Here is a 13,043-nt window from a genome sequence, read left to right on the forward strand (position 1 = left end):
GGCTCATCTCGACGATGTGCGTCCGCAGACCGAGCGTCCGCAGCGCGTCGGCCGCCGCCAGGCCGAGCAGGCCGCCGCCGAGCACCACGCCCTCGGCCGCGGCGGCGGCCGCCGCGCCGGCTGATCCGCGTCCGCTGGGCGGGGAGGTGCTCGCGGCCTACGCCGCCAAGGACCGCACCGACCTGTGGGTGCTGCTGTCCGACAAGGCCGACACCAAGAGCGCCGAGCGGGCCAGGACCCGCACCGCGCGCGGCGAGCAGGTCGTGCGCGCCCTGCGCGACACGGCCGACCGCTCGCAGGCCCCGCTGCGCAAGCTGCTGAAGGCCGAGGGCCGCAAGAGCGAGACGTTCTGGGCGGCCAACGCCGTGTACGTCCGCGATGTGCCCCTGAAGCTGGCCGAAAAGCTGGCGAAGATGGACGGGGTGAGCGAGGTCCGGGCGCCCAGAACCTACCCGGTGGCCCTGCCGGTGGAGACCAAGGGCGCCGCCGCGACGGCCGCCGCCGTGGAGTGGGGCATCGCCAACATCAAGGCCGACCAGGTGTGGCAGCAGTACGGCGTGCGCGGCGAGGACATCGTCGTGGCCAACGTCGACACCGGCGTGGAGTACACCCACCCGGCGCTGATCGGCTCCTACCGGGGCAACAACGGCGACGGCACCTTCACCCACGACTACAACTGGTACGACGCGGCCGGGAACTGCGACGAGCCCGGCCCGTGCGACGGCCACAACCACGGCTCGCACACCATGGGCACCATGGTGGGCGACGACGGCAAGGGCAACCAGATCGGCGTCGCGCCCAAGGCCAAGTGGATCGCCGCCAGCGGCTGCCAGGCCGGCGGCTGCAGCGACCTGGACCTGATGCGGGCCAGCCAGTGGATGCTGGCGCCCACCGACGCGGCCGGGCAGAACCCCGACCCGGCCAAGCGCCCGCACATCGTCAACAACTCCTGGGGCAGCGACCTGCCCTCCAACGAGCCGATGTTCGAGGAGATCCAGGAGGCCTGGGCGGCGTCCGGCATCTTCGGCATGTGGGCCAACGGCAACGAAGGGGCCGAGTGCCGGACCTCGGGCACCCCGGGCAGCCGCACGATCAACTACTCCGTGGGTGCCTACGACAGGAACAACAAGATCGCCGACTTCTCCAGCCGGGGAGACGGCCAGGACGGGCAGATCAAGCCCGACATCTCGGCTCCCGGCGTGGACGTCCGCTCCTCCGTCAAGGGCGGAGGCTACCTCTTGATGTCGGGCACCTCGATGGCCACGCCGCACGCGTCGGGCGCGGTGGCCCTGCTCTGGTCGGCCAACCCGTCGCTGGCCCGCGACATCGAGGGCACCCGCACGCTGCTGGACCTGACCGCCATCGACACCGCCGACCCGCAGTGCGGCGGCGACGCGGCCAACAACAACGTCTACGGCGAGGGCCGCCTGGACGCGCTGGCGCTGGTGCAGGCGGGTGCCCAGGGCCTGGGCACGCTTTCGGGCACCGTCACCGACGCCGCCACCGGCGAGCCGCTCAAGGACGCCACCGTGTCGCTGAACGGGCAGCTCAACCGCCAGTCCGCCTCCGGCGAGGACGGCACGTACACCTTCAAGCTGCTGGCCGGTGACTACCAGCTCAAGGTGAGCGCCTACGGCTACCAGGACGCCACCGTGGCGATCAAGGTGACCAAGGACGGCTCGATCAAGCAGGACGTCCCGCTCACCCCGACCCAGCGCAAGACCCTGTCCGGCACGCTCACCGACGGCTCCGGCCACGGCTGGCCGCTGGGCGCCAAGGTGACCGCCGACGACGGCAAGGGCCACACGTGGGACGCCACCGCCGACGCGATCACCGGCCACTACTCCCTGTCCCTGCTGCCCGCCACCGACTACACGCTGCGCATCACCCCGGGCGCACCCGGCTACGACCCGGTCAGCAGGAAGGTCAGTCTGGGGGCGGAGAACCAGACCGTGGACGCCGCCCTGCCCGCCGCCCTCGCGTGCGTGGCCCCCGGCTACCTGGCGAGCAGGGCGGGCACGCCCGAGCCGTTCAGCTCGGGCAAGCCCACCGGGTGGCAGGTCACCAATGTCGATCCCGGCTTCCCCGGGTTCGACCACCAGCCGGGCTGGGTCTTCGACAATCCCGGCGCCCGGGAGAACCGGACCGGCGGGAGCGGCAGGTTCGCCATCGTCGACTCCGACCACTCCGGCAAGGGGCATGTCCAGGACACCTACCTGACCAGCCCGGTGCTGAACCTGGCCAAGCACACCAGCCCGGTGCTGGAGTTCGCGGGCGACCTCAAGCCCGGCGTGAACGCCATCGCCTGGGCCGACCTCAGCCTGGACGGCGGGCGTACCTGGACGACGGTGTGGACCCGTAAGGGCTTCCCCGGCGCTTCCGGCCCGGCCGCGCAGGTGGTGGCGATGCCGCAGGCGGCGGGCAAGACCAAGGCCCAGGTCCGCTTCCACTACCGGGGCAACCGCTCGGGCTGGTGGGCGATCGACGACGTCTACGTCGGTGACCGCACCTGCCAGAAGGTCCAGGGCGGCCTGGTGACCGGCACGGTCACCGATGCCGCCACCGGCAAGCCCGTGCAGGGGGCGGCGGTCGCCTCCGACGGGCGCACGGCCACCACCGACGCCTCCGGCGCCTACTGGCTGTTCTCCGCCCAGACCGGTGATCAGGAGGTGACGGTCACCAAGAGCGGCTACGCCGCCACGACCGCCACCGCCGCCGTCGCCGTCGACCGGATCACCGGGCTCGATGTGAAGCTCGCGTCATCCTGATCCCCGCGCCCCCGGCAGCCCTCTGCCGGGGGCGCGGCACGTCTGCGCCGCCCGTTCCAAGGGTCTCCGTGCTGGGGGCCTACCCGGCGTCGTCCGTCAGCCAGCCGCGGCGGCGACGCGGTCGATGGCCGAGGCGTAGGCGCGGTGGCTGTCGGGGTTGACCGTGCGCGGCGTGGCGAGAAAGGCGTCGGCGGCTACGGCGAGGCTGACGCCTTCACCGCGCAGGGCGGTGATCTTCGGCGCGGCGCTCATGCCGGCCGCCGCGCGACCTCGGCGACGATGTACCGGATAACGTGCCGGAGTCGCGCACCGTCCCGGCGGACGGTTCTCCTGGTCGCCGCGCGGACGTGATCGCTCATGTACGTGAAATCAGGCCAGTATCACGTAGATGATTACGAGTTGAACGCCGGTGGTCGAGATCATGTCACCGGCGCCGGCCGTCATGGAGGGGTTCTGGCGGGCGACGTCGACCACCTTCCACTGGCCGGCGTCCTGGTAGCGGTAGGAGCCGTGGGCGTGCGGGTGGGGGAGATCCGTGGATCCGGCACCACGGTGCCTCGCAGCTTGAGCGGCCGCAGGATCCGTCGCTTCATCTCCTCGGCGAGCGAGTGGCCGGTGACCTTCTCGATCAGCAGCTGGGCCAGTGTGTAGTTGGTGTTGGAGTAGCTCCAGCCCTTTCCCGGCTCGAACCGCGCCGGCCTGGACATCGCGAAGCGCACCAGCTCCTCCGGCTGGTAGGTCTTGAACCGGTTGTCCACCCACTCCTTGCCCGCTGCGGGGATCCCCGGCTCGACCGAACCGTACCGAAGCCGAGCCGCGTCGCCCCGGACTTGTTCGCCAGTAGCGCGAACGCGCGATTCGTACCAGAGCGCCTTGGTGGCGGCTGTGTCGATGTTTCTCGGCTCCGGTCGAGAGGACGGCACTCATAATCGGCATATCGGAAAATTCCTCTTTGCTCATAATTGCGTCCGCCCATTCTCGTCGGCCTTTCTTGGCCATTGCCTAACGTGTCCGCGTGTGATGAGATTATGATTCGATTTACCCATTCCGGCCGGGATGTAAGGCGGCAGAATTGCGACATGGATAGACATGTCCTTTTCGGCGGCCACAGGATCGATATTTCGAACAATCGACGGAGGAAGATCGCCATGTTCAAAAAACTGCTGCGTTTCCTTCCCGCCGGCCTCGCGGTCGGCTCGCTGCTGGCCACCGTGGCCCTGCCCGCTCCGGCATCGGCGTCAGCCTCCCTGACCGGAATGCGACAGAATGTCGTCACCGTACTCGGCTACAACAGCACCGACTGGAAATACCTCCAGGTGCCGCCCGGGACCAATGCCCCGCGTTTCTACGATCCGAACTTCGATGACAGTGACTGGGCGAGCGGACAAGAAGGCTTCGGCACCACCAACGGCACCTGCGCCTGGAACAACTCCACCAACGTCAAGACGTCCTGGGCGGTGAACACCGACATCCTGGTACGCCATTGGGTGCACATCCCGCGCGACGCACAGCAGGTCCGCATCCAAGGAACGATCGACAACGACGCGCGGGTCTACTTCAACGGCCGCCTCGTTCAGACCGTCAGGAGCGGCGGCTGCGCCGCGGGCGCGATCAACGTCGTCATACCCGTCAGACACCTGGAGCGCTGCAACCTCCTGGCCATCCGCGGCCATGACTACGGCGTCGCGACCTACCTGAACGTCGAGGTCAGCTACGTGAAGCAGACCCCCACCGCCTGAACAGGCACCCCCGCGAGCCCCCGGTCCCCATGAACTGTGAGAGGGCCGGGGGCTCTCTCCGCGCGGCGCTCTCTCGCCAGGACGGGAGATCCCTGGATGCCCGCGGACGTGGGCTCCATGTGTGGACGGATGACCGCCATGACCGAGCGGTGACCGAGTTTGGGTGGCACCCCGACGCTGCCTGGCAGAATCGACCCAAAAATTTTCGACCGGGGTTGTCGTATCTGGGCCGCGGCGTTCGTAGCCAAGGTGAACGGCCGCCCACAAGGGCGCTGTCACGACCAGCCGTCACGACGAAGAGAGATGCCGACCGATGCAGCAGCACCCACAGGCCAAGATCCGCCACATGGCCGAGCTCGTCGAGCCGATCGCCACCGCGACCTTCTCCGAGGTGGCGAACGAGGCGTTCCTGGCCGTCGGCATGCGCAACTACTGGGACGGATACTTCGCGGGCCGGGCCGCACCCCTGGGGACGGCACCGTCCGAGGTCGTGCACGCGGTCTTCTACAACTTCGCCGACGGCGAGGTGGCACGCCACATCCCGTGGGTGTGGGGAAAGATCACCCCGCAGGAGGCGATCACCGTGCGCGAACGGGGCAGCGCCGCCGCCCTACGGCAGATGATCGGGGAGCTGGCCGATTCGCCGGGTCTGGTGCGGGCCACCGACCTCGCCATCCGAGCGGCGTTCAGCGCGCCGACCGAGGGCCGGCCACTGTACGCCGGGCTGCGCGCGCTCGACGTGCCCGAAGAGCCGGTGGCCAGGCTCTGGCACGTGGCGACGCTGCTGCGGGAACACCGAGGGGACGGCCACAACGCCGCCCTTCTCGCCCACGGCATCGGCGGCACCGAGGCCCACGTCCTCATGGCCCTCTCCCTCGGAATGAGGGCGGAGGAGTTCGGCCGCGTCCACCACCTGCCCAAGGCTCAGCTGGCCGCCGTGGTCGACGGGCTGCGCGACCGCGGCCTCGTGGACGCCGCCGGCGGATTCGCCCCCGCCGGCCGGGAGACCAAGCAGCGGATCGAGGCGCTCACCGACGACCTGGCCGCCCCCGCGTACGACGTGCTCAGCGCGGACGAGCTCGACGAGCTGGCCGCGGGGCTCCAGCCGATCGCCGCCGCGGCATGGGCCTTCGACAACTGAGCGAGTGCCCATGCGGGCGAGTGGCGCGACGGCGTGACGTACGGCAGTGCGGGCGATCAGGATCGTGTTCGACCTCTGATCCCTCCGCGTCGATCGGTGCGATGCGAGGTCCAGGCCGCCCCCGCAGCGACGAGGACGACGATGCTGATCAGGGCCAGCGACACCGTCGCGGCATCTCGTCCGGGCAACTGCATCATGTTCCGGAGGGTTTCGCCGGCGCCGTGGAAGGCGAAAGCGGTCGCGCCACAGCCGAAGACGAGCCCGGCGGCACCGGCGACAGCGGTCACGGTCCTGCCGGCGTTCTTCGGCAGGAACCGCGCGAGACTGGCGCACAGCAAGCCGGTGATGACGACATCGGCAACGGCGACGATCAGTGCGGTGTCGTCCCTGAAGCGCTCGAAGTGCTCCCACGTGCCTCCGGCATCGGGGAGTCCTGCGACGCCGAGCGCCGTCAGGCCCACCACCGCTGTCATGGCCACGATCAGCGCGGCGACGCCTGAGCGTCCCCCCTCCTTCGTCCGGACTGGGAGGATCTTGGTGTCGCGCCGCACGCGGACCGTGGTCGCGGACTGTGCACCTGCCATGGCCAGCGCCTCGTCGACCGTCGGCCTGCGGCCCGGGTCCTTGTCCAGCAGCCGGGTGATGAGCCGCGTGAGCGGTCCGGTGCGTTGCGGTGCCGGGGCCTCGTCCAGCAGTACCGCGGCCAAAGTCGCTTCCTGGGTGTCGCGGCGGAACGGTGAGACGCCCTCCACCGCCTGGTAGAGGGTCACACCGAGGGAGAACAGATCCCCGGCGGGAAGGTCGTCACTGCCGCGCAACCGCTCGGGCGCCATGTACTCCGCCGAACCGATGAACATCCCGGTGGCGGTCAGTGCGGAATCGGTGTGGTGGATCGCCGTCCCGAAGTCCGTGAGCAGGACTTTTCCGTTCTTGGCGAGCATCACGTTGGCCGGTTTGATGTCGCGGTGCACGACGCCTTCCCGGTGTGCTGCTCCGATCGACGTCAGCAGTGCCCCGGCGACTTCGACGGCCCTGTCCATCGGAAGAGGTCCGTGCTCCTCGACGTACTCGCTCAGCGAGCAACCCTCGATCAGTTCCATGACGATCCAGGGAAGGCCGTCCTCGATGACGACGTCGTGGATCGCGACGATGCCGTCGTGCTGGCGCAACCGGGCGGCGTTGCGTGCCTCGCGTGTGGCGCGCGCCAGCCGCTCGGCCCGTTCGGTTTCCGGCATCCACGGCGGCAGCCGCAGTTCCTTGATCGCGACGTCCACGTCGAGGGTCTCGTCGCGAGCCCGCCAGACCCGCCCGAAACCACCGGACCCCAGTTCGTCCGCAAGCCGGTAGCGCCCGCCGACCACGTAACCGGCCGGCCTCGAAGTCATGCCCCGTCTCCTGCCATCGCCCTGGCGCGAACAGATGATCAGCGTACAAGCCACCGCCATCGGTGCATGCCCGTTTGCTTCACCTGATCGCCTACCTGTCAGGTAATCGCCCTGCCTACGAGATGCGTGTCAGGATCGGCAGCACCGAACACGGCTGCACCAGGAGGACGCCATGCCCGCCTACGTCATCGCCCATCTGCAGGAGGCGGCCCCGCATCCGGAGATCGCCGAGTACATGGAACGGCTCCCCACCACCTTCGAGCCGTACGGCGGCCGCTACCTCGTCCATGCCACCCAGCACGAGGTGAAGGAAGGCACCTGGCCCGGCCATGTCGTGATGCTCGGGTTCCCGGGCATCGCCGAGGCACGGGCATGGTGGGACTCTCCCGCGTACCGGGAGATCGCGCCGCTGCGCTCGCGGCACATCGAGGGCGACATCATCATGGTCGACGGTCTGCCCGACGACTACCTCCCCACGGCGGCCGTCACCGCCATACGGGAGACGGCGGCCCTGCCCGAACAGGTCGTCGGGAACGACCATGGCCTGCGTGCCGAGCGCGAGACCACCGCCGCCGAGAGCCTCCCCGTCTGATCTTCCGCGCGACTTTGTCGGTCGTTCTCGCCATACTCGCCGCTGTCGATCAAGAGCAGGCAGGGTGGAGGTATCGGCATGAGCATGGAGCGCACGCTGGCGTTCGTCGGCGGGGGTTCGGCCAAGTTCTGGGAGGTGCGCCAGGACGGCGCGGAGCTGCACATCCGGTATGGACGGATGGGCGCGGCCGGTCAGACGCAGGTCAAGTCGTTCGGCTCGGCCGCCGCCACGGCTGCCGCGGACAAGCTGGTGGCGGAGAAGTTACGCAAGGGCTACACGGAGGACGAAACGGCCCCCTTACCGCAGGAGGCTTCGCCCGCGGCCGCCGGCGGCGTCGAGGACGAGGACCGGCTGACGTTGCCGCCCACCTGGTTGCGCGCTCTCCACCCCCGGCGGGGCGGAGCGAAGGTCTCGGTGAGGCGGCCGGATGCGAGCGCGCCGGAGAAGCTGACCGCCGAGCTGGACAAACGCGGGAAGATGCTCGCCGACATGGTGGCGAAGTGCCCGGATCCGGCGCTCGCCTTGGCGGGGGCGGCGGCGTCGCTGCCCCCGGGCCGGTCGGCTGGAACGCTTGTCTGAACGGCTGGTGACGAAGGTGGCCCGCCGGGGCATCACCGGGTTCACCGACTCCTCCGGCCGCGTCTGGTCGGTGACCGCGTACGCCGAAGCGGCGGTGCGGGCCGCGATGGCGCAGGCCGCGACGGACGGCCACCTGGCCACGCTCGCCGAGAACGGCATCGACCTCGTGATCGTGTCTCGGCTGCCGTTCACGTGCCCGCGGTGCGCCCTCTGGGAGGGGAAGATCCTGTCGCAGGACGGGCCGATCGGCTTCCGGCAGGTTGAGTCCGCCGTGTCCGACGACATGATGGACGTGCTCGTGGAGGGCACCGTCGCCCAGGCCCGCGCCGCCGGTCTGCTGCATCCCGGCTGCGGGCACACGCTCAGCGGCTACCTGCCGAAACGGCAGGCGGTGGTAGCGCTCGACACGGAGCACCGGCGCAAGGCCGGTGCTCGTGTTGCCGCTCTGGAAAATCGGCTGACTCAGCTCAGCCACGACGCTGGCATGCCTCGGAGAGGTGATCGCGAGCGGATCTAGCGATCATGTGCGGGCGCTGGCCCTGCACCCATGCCGTGATCACGGAGAAGCCGACCACTCTGCCGCATCTGCGTGGTAAAGGCATTCGTTCTCGTAGTGGAACGAACCCTCGTTCTTCCAGAGCCACCCGCTGTCGGCCCAGAACGCCCAGGAACAGTGTGTGATCAGCCGGACATGCCCGGCTGCTCCACTGCAATTGAGCATTCCTCGTCTGCCGCCGTCTACTCCGGCCGTACACCAGGGAAGCTCCCCGGCCAAGGCTGGAGTTGGGGCGACGAGCGCGATGGGGGCGGCGATAGTTGCTGCCGCGAGGGCGAGCTTGAGCGCTCGCGTTGGTATGCGCACGCTGGCCTGCCTTTCCAAGAGAAAGTTGCTGACAGTTCTTCATTAAACGAGGAAGTCCCCGTGTGTGTCAGTCCCCGAATACACCACACCCGATCAGTGAATTCTCCAGGTGTGTCCCGAACCAATGTCCCCATAAACGGCGACTTGACATTATGGACAAGCAAGCGACCAGGGTTGATGTGCTGTTCGACCTGGCGATTTACGCGGCTTGCTGCCAATTGGCCTCGCCTGCTTGATGCGGCGCTGTGTCATGCCACCTCTAGCAGGATCGAATTATTCCGGTCCGCCTGGCGCGGCCCCTTTCTCATGTCCGGCTCCGGGAGGGCCTGCGATGTTCGATCACTCGATGTTGCCGACGACGCCTGGCGCGATCACCGGCTACCGCAAGAACGGCCAGCCGATCCGGCTCATCGCCGGAGGAGCGCCCGAGGGAGAGGGGAGGGGCGAAGGTCAGCCGCAGGGCGAGCCCGCAACAGGGCGGCGCTCCCGACTCGGCCGAGGCCACGCAGCCCGACCAGCAGCCCTCTGGTAGTACTGCTCCAGCAATGGCAGATAGTTGTTGCCGTGATGCGCCGAGATCGTCTCATGGGCCCCGGTCAGCGCCTCCACGCCGCCGGCCCGCTCCAGCGTCTTCAGCACCAGGTGCCCGGCCCGTTCGGCGACCTCGAGCGTCAGCAGAAGTTCTGGGCGAGCAGGTTCCGCGACGCGGGCTGGCAGACCGAGCGCTTCATCGACGACATGCGGACGAGCCCGTTCTTCTACTCCCAGGAGATCGTCCAGGTCCGGACCGGCACCTGGTCCGAGGGCCGCGTGGTCCTGGCCGGCGACGCCGCCCACTGCGTCTCCCCTTACAGCGGCATGGGCGTCTCCGGTGGTCTGGTGAGCGCCTATGTCCTGGCCGGCGAGATCAACCGGCATCCGGGCGACCTGCCGACCGCACTGGCGAACTACGACAGCGTGCTTCGGCCCTTCGTCGACGAGATCCAGGGCGAGGTGAATCCGCGTCTCCTGCGCCTGGGCATGCCGATGACCCAGCGTGCGATCGACGCCTTCCAGGCCGCCACCGCACTGGCCTGCTTCCTGCACCTTCCCGATCTCGTCGCACGCCCTTCGAAGGAGGACCGCGGCGGCAACTGGCGGCTCCCCGAGAACCCGGCGCCGATCAGCACCGTCTGAGCTGGGAGGAAGGTCAGCAGCCGCCGCAGAGGTCCTCACGGCTGATGCGGTCCATCACCATCGTCCCCCGGAGCTCACAGGGTGGCTGCGGCGCCCGCGCGGGCCTGCAGCGTGTCCAGCACGTCGACGTGCTCGGGCGGCACCGACACGTCCAGGGTCAGGCCGCCGTCGGCGATGGTCAGGGTGAAGGTGAAGAAGGAGCAGCAGCCGTTCTCGCGAGCCGTCAGTTCGGCGGTCCGGGCGGCGGAGCCCGGGCCGAAGACGAGATCGAGACGCAGCCGGGTGCTCTCCGGCCGCGTCAGGCCCTGCACCGCGTCGGCGAACAAGGCGTCGAACTCGGCCACGCGCAGCGGCTGCTCGGCGGTGGGCAGGGTGCAGGCGGAGGGAGCCCATCCCTGGTCAAGGGTGATGTCTTGCGTCATGCCTCGACGGTAAGCCTGTACCTGGGTACCGAATGCAAGCCTCTTTCGGCACGGCGCCACAACGACGCTCGCCTGCCCGCTGTTGTCCGGCACCGAACATGCGGCATCCGCCAAACGGCACCTGACCGCAGCGCACATCAAGAGGGTGGGCTTCGGCCGCCTGTCTTTGGGGCGGTGAGCGTTCCGACCGGTCAGCGCGCTGACGCGCACCGGCGGGTCCGGCCGTGGTCGATCGCGAACGCGATCACCGCGATGACCACGGAAACCGCGCCGATGACTGTGCCCAGGACCGCCATGGAGTTCAGCGCGTCGATCTCGGGGATCGCCGCGACCCCCGATTCCGCCTTGTTCTGAGCGACGTGGCTGAACACCGCACCGAGCCCGGCGATGCCCGTGGCCATGCCGATCTGCCGCAGGGTGCCGAACGTGGCACTGGACATGCCGGCGTTCTCCTGCGAGGCGAAGGTCAGCGATGCGGCCTGGTTGACTGCTGTGAGTGAGCCGAGCCCGACCCCATCGATGATCATGCCTGGCAGGAAACGGGTCCAGTTGTCGTCGTGGCCGAAGGTCCCGACGACGTACATGCCCGCCGTCACCAGCACCATGGTGGCCGGCAGCGAGACTCCGATCGGCACGCGCCTGGCGAACGTCGCGGTCACGGGCGCGTTCCGCCCGGTGGACCCGCAGGTCGCGGCCACGATCCTGTTCACCGTCCTGCACAGCGCCGCAGACGCGATCGCCACCGGAGAGCAGTCACAACGCTGGCTGGTGGTCGTCCACGACCTCACCCGCCACTGGCTCGCACCACCATCGAGGGAGCAGTGACACGGGCACTTCTCGTGGATCCGTGTTGATCGTTGCGGCCCGGAACCGAACACAACCGGCGGGTTCGCGCCGGTCCGGGCACCGCCGGCCTCGCCGGCGCAGGCGTCCGTCTCTCGCTTGACCTCTTGCGCGTCAGTCCGGCAGCCAGTGCAGCTCGTGCGCCAGGGTTTTGGCGACGGCACGGATGCGGCGGTGCAGCGGCGACGGCTCGCGTGGGAGGACCAGGTGGATCGTCAGGCTGGGCGCGCCCCGCAGCGGTCGCCAGGTGAGACCGGCCGGTTGTGTCATGACCGCGGCTTCTCCGGCCGGGGCGAGGGTGACCCCGTCGCGCAGGTCGCGCTGAGACATGTCGAAAGAGACTGCGGGCGTGTGGAATCGGGGGTGTGGCCGGGCGTCTCGGAACAGTGCGGACAGCTGATCGTGGATCACGGGGTTGGCCGCACGGTCCGGGAGTCGCAGCGGATACGCGGCCGCGTCGGCGATCTCGATCTCCGGGTGTTCGGCCAGCGGATGGTGCTGCGCCAGCTGGACCCCGACGCGCTGACGCCGCAGCAGGAACCGGCGCACGCCATGGCCCGGCTGTTCACCGCGGGTGATCCCGGCATCGATGCGGCCGTCGGCGACCGCGGGGGAGATCTCCGGTGTCGCCATCGGGACCGCGCCGACCGCGAGTCCGCTGTTGCCGCGCATCAGCCTGTCCACCAGGGCCGGTGCCGTCTCGGCCCCGGTGCTGAGGCTGTATCCGATGCGCAGCGTGCCCAGTTCACCGGCCGCCGCGCTCCGGGCGGTGTCCCATGCCCGGTCCAGCGCCGCCAGCGCGGGTGGCGCGGACTCCGCCAAAGCCGCACCGGCCCTGGTCAAGACGACGGTACGGGTGTTGCGGACCAGCAGGGCCGTACCGAGTTCCGCCTCCAATCGGCGCATCCGGGCACTGAGTGCGGGCTGTGCGATACCGATCCGTGCGGCCGCGCGGGTGAAGTTCAACTCCTGCGCCAGCACCAGGAAGTACCGCAGGCTCACCGTATCCGGCGCCACGTGCCCTCCCTGCCGATTGATAACGATCCGTTCTGAGTCTAGCCCGAACCGGTCTTTCCCTCGATCGCCTGTCGAGCCCTAACCTGCGCATATGACGATTCAGCCGACCGCATTACCCGTCGCCGGGATAGATCGATCTGAGTGTCAATTCGCAGTCGGACGTGTCCGGTCGAACATAGGAGGCTTCCATGGCCAAGGGCTACTGGGTCAGTGTCTACCCCGTCATTTCCGACCTTGAGCGGCTGGCTGCCTACGACAAGCTGGCCGGTCCCGCTGTCCAGGCCGGGGGCGGGCGCAACCTGGCCCTCCTCCCGTCCCTTGGCGGTCGAGTCGTCGCCCACGAGGCCGGGATCACGCAGCGCGTCGTTCTGATCGAGTTCGACAGTTTTGAACAGGCCGTCGCGGCATACGAGAGCGAGGCATACCAAAAGGCGCTGGTGGTCTTCCCCGACGGCGTCGAGCGCGACTTCCGCATCATCGAAGGCAACGACTGACCGGCGGGCCCAGCCGTCGCTGAGC

At 69.1% G+C, this 13,043-nt stretch carries 16 protein-coding genes; 9 read left to right on the top strand and 7 right to left on the bottom strand.

All coding sequences use genetic code 11. The features are described 5' to 3' along the window. On the bottom strand, positions 1-88 hold an 88-nt coding region (locus ABZ815_RS46910), incomplete at its 3' end, for an NAD-binding protein (protein ID WP_357708422.1). Positions 89-146: 58 nt separating this feature from the next. On the opposite strand from ABZ815_RS46910, the gene ABZ815_RS46915 reads away from it, so the two are divergent. Next, the gene (locus ABZ815_RS46915; RefSeq protein ID WP_357708361.1) at positions 147-2,768 is read left to right on the top strand and encodes a S8 family serine peptidase; all 2,622 of its coding nucleotides are present in this window, start codon (positions 147-149) and stop codon (positions 2,766-2,768) included. Positions 2,769-2,864: 96 nt separating this feature from the next. Here the strand turns inward: ABZ815_RS46915 and ABZ815_RS46920 are convergent, their stop codons facing one another. After that, positions 2,865-3,020, bottom strand: coding sequence for a hypothetical protein (locus tag ABZ815_RS46920; protein WP_357708363.1), 156 nt, complete (start codon positions 3,018-3,020; stop codon positions 2,865-2,867). Between the two features lie 188 nt (positions 3,021-3,208). Continuing rightward, positions 3,209-3,526, bottom strand: coding sequence for a serine hydrolase domain-containing protein (locus ABZ815_RS46925; RefSeq protein WP_357708364.1), 318 nt, complete (start codon positions 3,524-3,526; stop codon positions 3,209-3,211). Positions 3,527-3,847: 321 nt separating this feature from the next. Between ABZ815_RS46925 and ABZ815_RS46930 the strand changes: the two genes are divergently transcribed. Beyond that, positions 3,848-4,507 carry a hypothetical protein gene (locus ABZ815_RS46930; RefSeq protein ID WP_357708365.1) on the top strand — a complete coding sequence of 220 codons (660 nt, stop codon included), beginning with the start codon at positions 3,848-3,850 and terminating at the stop codon, positions 4,505-4,507. Between the two features lie 313 nt (positions 4,508-4,820). Beyond that, on the top strand, positions 4,821-5,648 hold the full coding sequence (locus ABZ815_RS46935; RefSeq protein WP_357708366.1) for a hypothetical protein: 828 nt from the start codon (positions 4,821-4,823) through the stop codon (positions 5,646-5,648). A gap of 56 nt (positions 5,649-5,704) precedes the next feature. On the opposite strand, the gene ABZ815_RS46940 is transcribed toward ABZ815_RS46935, so the two are convergent. Continuing rightward, positions 5,705-7,033: a serine/threonine-protein kinase gene (locus tag ABZ815_RS46940; RefSeq protein ID WP_357708368.1), complete on the bottom strand. Its 1,329-nt coding sequence runs from the start codon at positions 7,031-7,033 to the stop codon at positions 5,705-5,707. Between the two features lie 172 nt (positions 7,034-7,205). Between ABZ815_RS46940 and ABZ815_RS46945 the strand changes: the two genes are divergently transcribed. The 4 genes from ABZ815_RS46945 (at position 7,206) to ABZ815_RS46960 (ending at position 10,242) form a co-directional block, all read left to right on the top strand. Then, positions 7,206-7,625 (top strand): DUF1330 domain-containing protein, encoded by a 420-nt coding sequence (locus ABZ815_RS46945; protein WP_357708370.1) that lies wholly within the window; start codon positions 7,206-7,208, stop codon positions 7,623-7,625. Positions 7,626-7,703: 78 nt separating this feature from the next. Next, on the top strand, positions 7,704-8,204 hold the full coding sequence (locus tag ABZ815_RS46950) for a WGR domain-containing protein (RefSeq protein ID WP_357708371.1): 501 nt from the start codon (positions 7,704-7,706) through the stop codon (positions 8,202-8,204). Then, positions 8,197-8,721 carry a phage minor capsid protein gene (locus ABZ815_RS46955; protein ID WP_357708373.1) on the top strand — a complete coding sequence of 175 codons (525 nt, stop codon included), beginning with the start codon at positions 8,197-8,199 and terminating at the stop codon, positions 8,719-8,721. The genes ABZ815_RS46950 and ABZ815_RS46955 overlap by 8 nt, the downstream gene beginning before the upstream one ends. Positions 8,722-9,633: 912 nt before the next feature. Continuing rightward, complete coding sequence (locus tag ABZ815_RS46960) at positions 9,634-10,242, top strand: FAD-dependent monooxygenase (RefSeq protein ID WP_357708375.1); 609 nt, start codon at positions 9,634-9,636, stop codon at positions 10,240-10,242. 74 nt (positions 10,243-10,316) lie between these two features. On the opposite strand, the gene ABZ815_RS46965 is transcribed toward ABZ815_RS46960, so the two are convergent. Both ABZ815_RS46965 and ABZ815_RS46970 read right to left on the bottom strand, forming a co-directional pair. Then, positions 10,317-10,664, bottom strand: coding sequence for a hypothetical protein (locus ABZ815_RS46965; protein ID WP_357708376.1), 348 nt, complete (start codon positions 10,662-10,664; stop codon positions 10,317-10,319). Positions 10,665-10,855: 191 nt separating this feature from the next. Then, a complete protein-coding gene (locus ABZ815_RS46970) occupies positions 10,856-11,260 on the bottom strand; it encodes a hypothetical protein (RefSeq protein ID WP_357708377.1) in 405 nt (134 codons plus the stop codon). On the opposite strand from ABZ815_RS46970, the gene ABZ815_RS46975 reads away from it, so the two are divergent. Then, positions 11,247-11,489, top strand: coding sequence for a hypothetical protein (locus ABZ815_RS46975; protein ID WP_357708378.1), 243 nt, complete (start codon positions 11,247-11,249; stop codon positions 11,487-11,489). The genes ABZ815_RS46970 and ABZ815_RS46975 overlap by 14 nt on opposite strands. Positions 11,490-11,621: 132 nt before the next feature. On the opposite strand, the gene ABZ815_RS46980 is transcribed toward ABZ815_RS46975, so the two are convergent. Then, positions 11,622-12,524, bottom strand: coding sequence for a LysR family transcriptional regulator (locus ABZ815_RS46980; protein ID WP_357708379.1), 903 nt, complete (start codon positions 12,522-12,524; stop codon positions 11,622-11,624). 188 nt (positions 12,525-12,712) lie between these two features. Here ABZ815_RS46980 and ABZ815_RS46985 point away from each other — a divergent pair, with 188 nt between their 5' ends. Further along, positions 12,713-13,018, top strand: a complete 306-nt coding sequence (locus ABZ815_RS46985; protein ID WP_357708380.1) for a DUF1330 domain-containing protein — start codon at positions 12,713-12,715, stop codon at positions 13,016-13,018. Positions 13,019-13,043 lie beyond the last annotated feature (25 nt).

Origin of the sequence: Nonomuraea sp. NPDC047529 (assembly GCF_040642995.1) — a bacterium.
In the GTDB taxonomy this organism is placed as follows: Bacteria; Actinomycetota; Actinomycetes; order Streptosporangiales; family Streptosporangiaceae; genus Nonomuraea.

Bases quoted from the DNA above. Each gene is read 5' to 3' on its own strand.
- ABZ815_RS46920 (WP_357708363.1), bottom strand. From the start codon at position 3,020: ATGAGCGCCGCGCCGAAGATCACCGCCCTGCGCGGTGAAGGCGTCAGC.
- ABZ815_RS46930 (WP_357708365.1), top strand. From the start codon at position 3,848: ATGGATAGACATGTCCTTTTCGGCGGCCACAGGATCGATATTTCGAAC.
- ABZ815_RS46935 (WP_357708366.1), top strand. From the start codon at position 4,821: ATGCAGCAGCACCCACAGGCCAAGATCCGCCACATGGCCGAGCTCGTC.
- ABZ815_RS46940 (WP_357708368.1), bottom strand. From the start codon at position 7,033: ATGACTTCGAGGCCGGCCGGTTACGTGGTCGGCGGGCGCTACCGGCTT.
- ABZ815_RS46945 (WP_357708370.1), top strand. From the start codon at position 7,206: ATGCCCGCCTACGTCATCGCCCATCTGCAGGAGGCGGCCCCGCATCCG.
- ABZ815_RS46950 (WP_357708371.1), top strand. From the start codon at position 7,704: ATGAGCATGGAGCGCACGCTGGCGTTCGTCGGCGGGGGTTCGGCCAAG.
- ABZ815_RS46960 (WP_357708375.1), top strand. From the start codon at position 9,634: ATGCGCCGAGATCGTCTCATGGGCCCCGGTCAGCGCCTCCACGCCGCC.
- ABZ815_RS46965 (WP_357708376.1), bottom strand. From the start codon at position 10,664: ATGACGCAAGACATCACCCTTGACCAGGGATGGGCTCCCTCCGCCTGC.
- ABZ815_RS46975 (WP_357708378.1), top strand. From the start codon at position 11,247: ATGCCCGCCGTCACCAGCACCATGGTGGCCGGCAGCGAGACTCCGATC.
- ABZ815_RS46985 (WP_357708380.1), top strand. From the start codon at position 12,713: ATGGCCAAGGGCTACTGGGTCAGTGTCTACCCCGTCATTTCCGACCTT.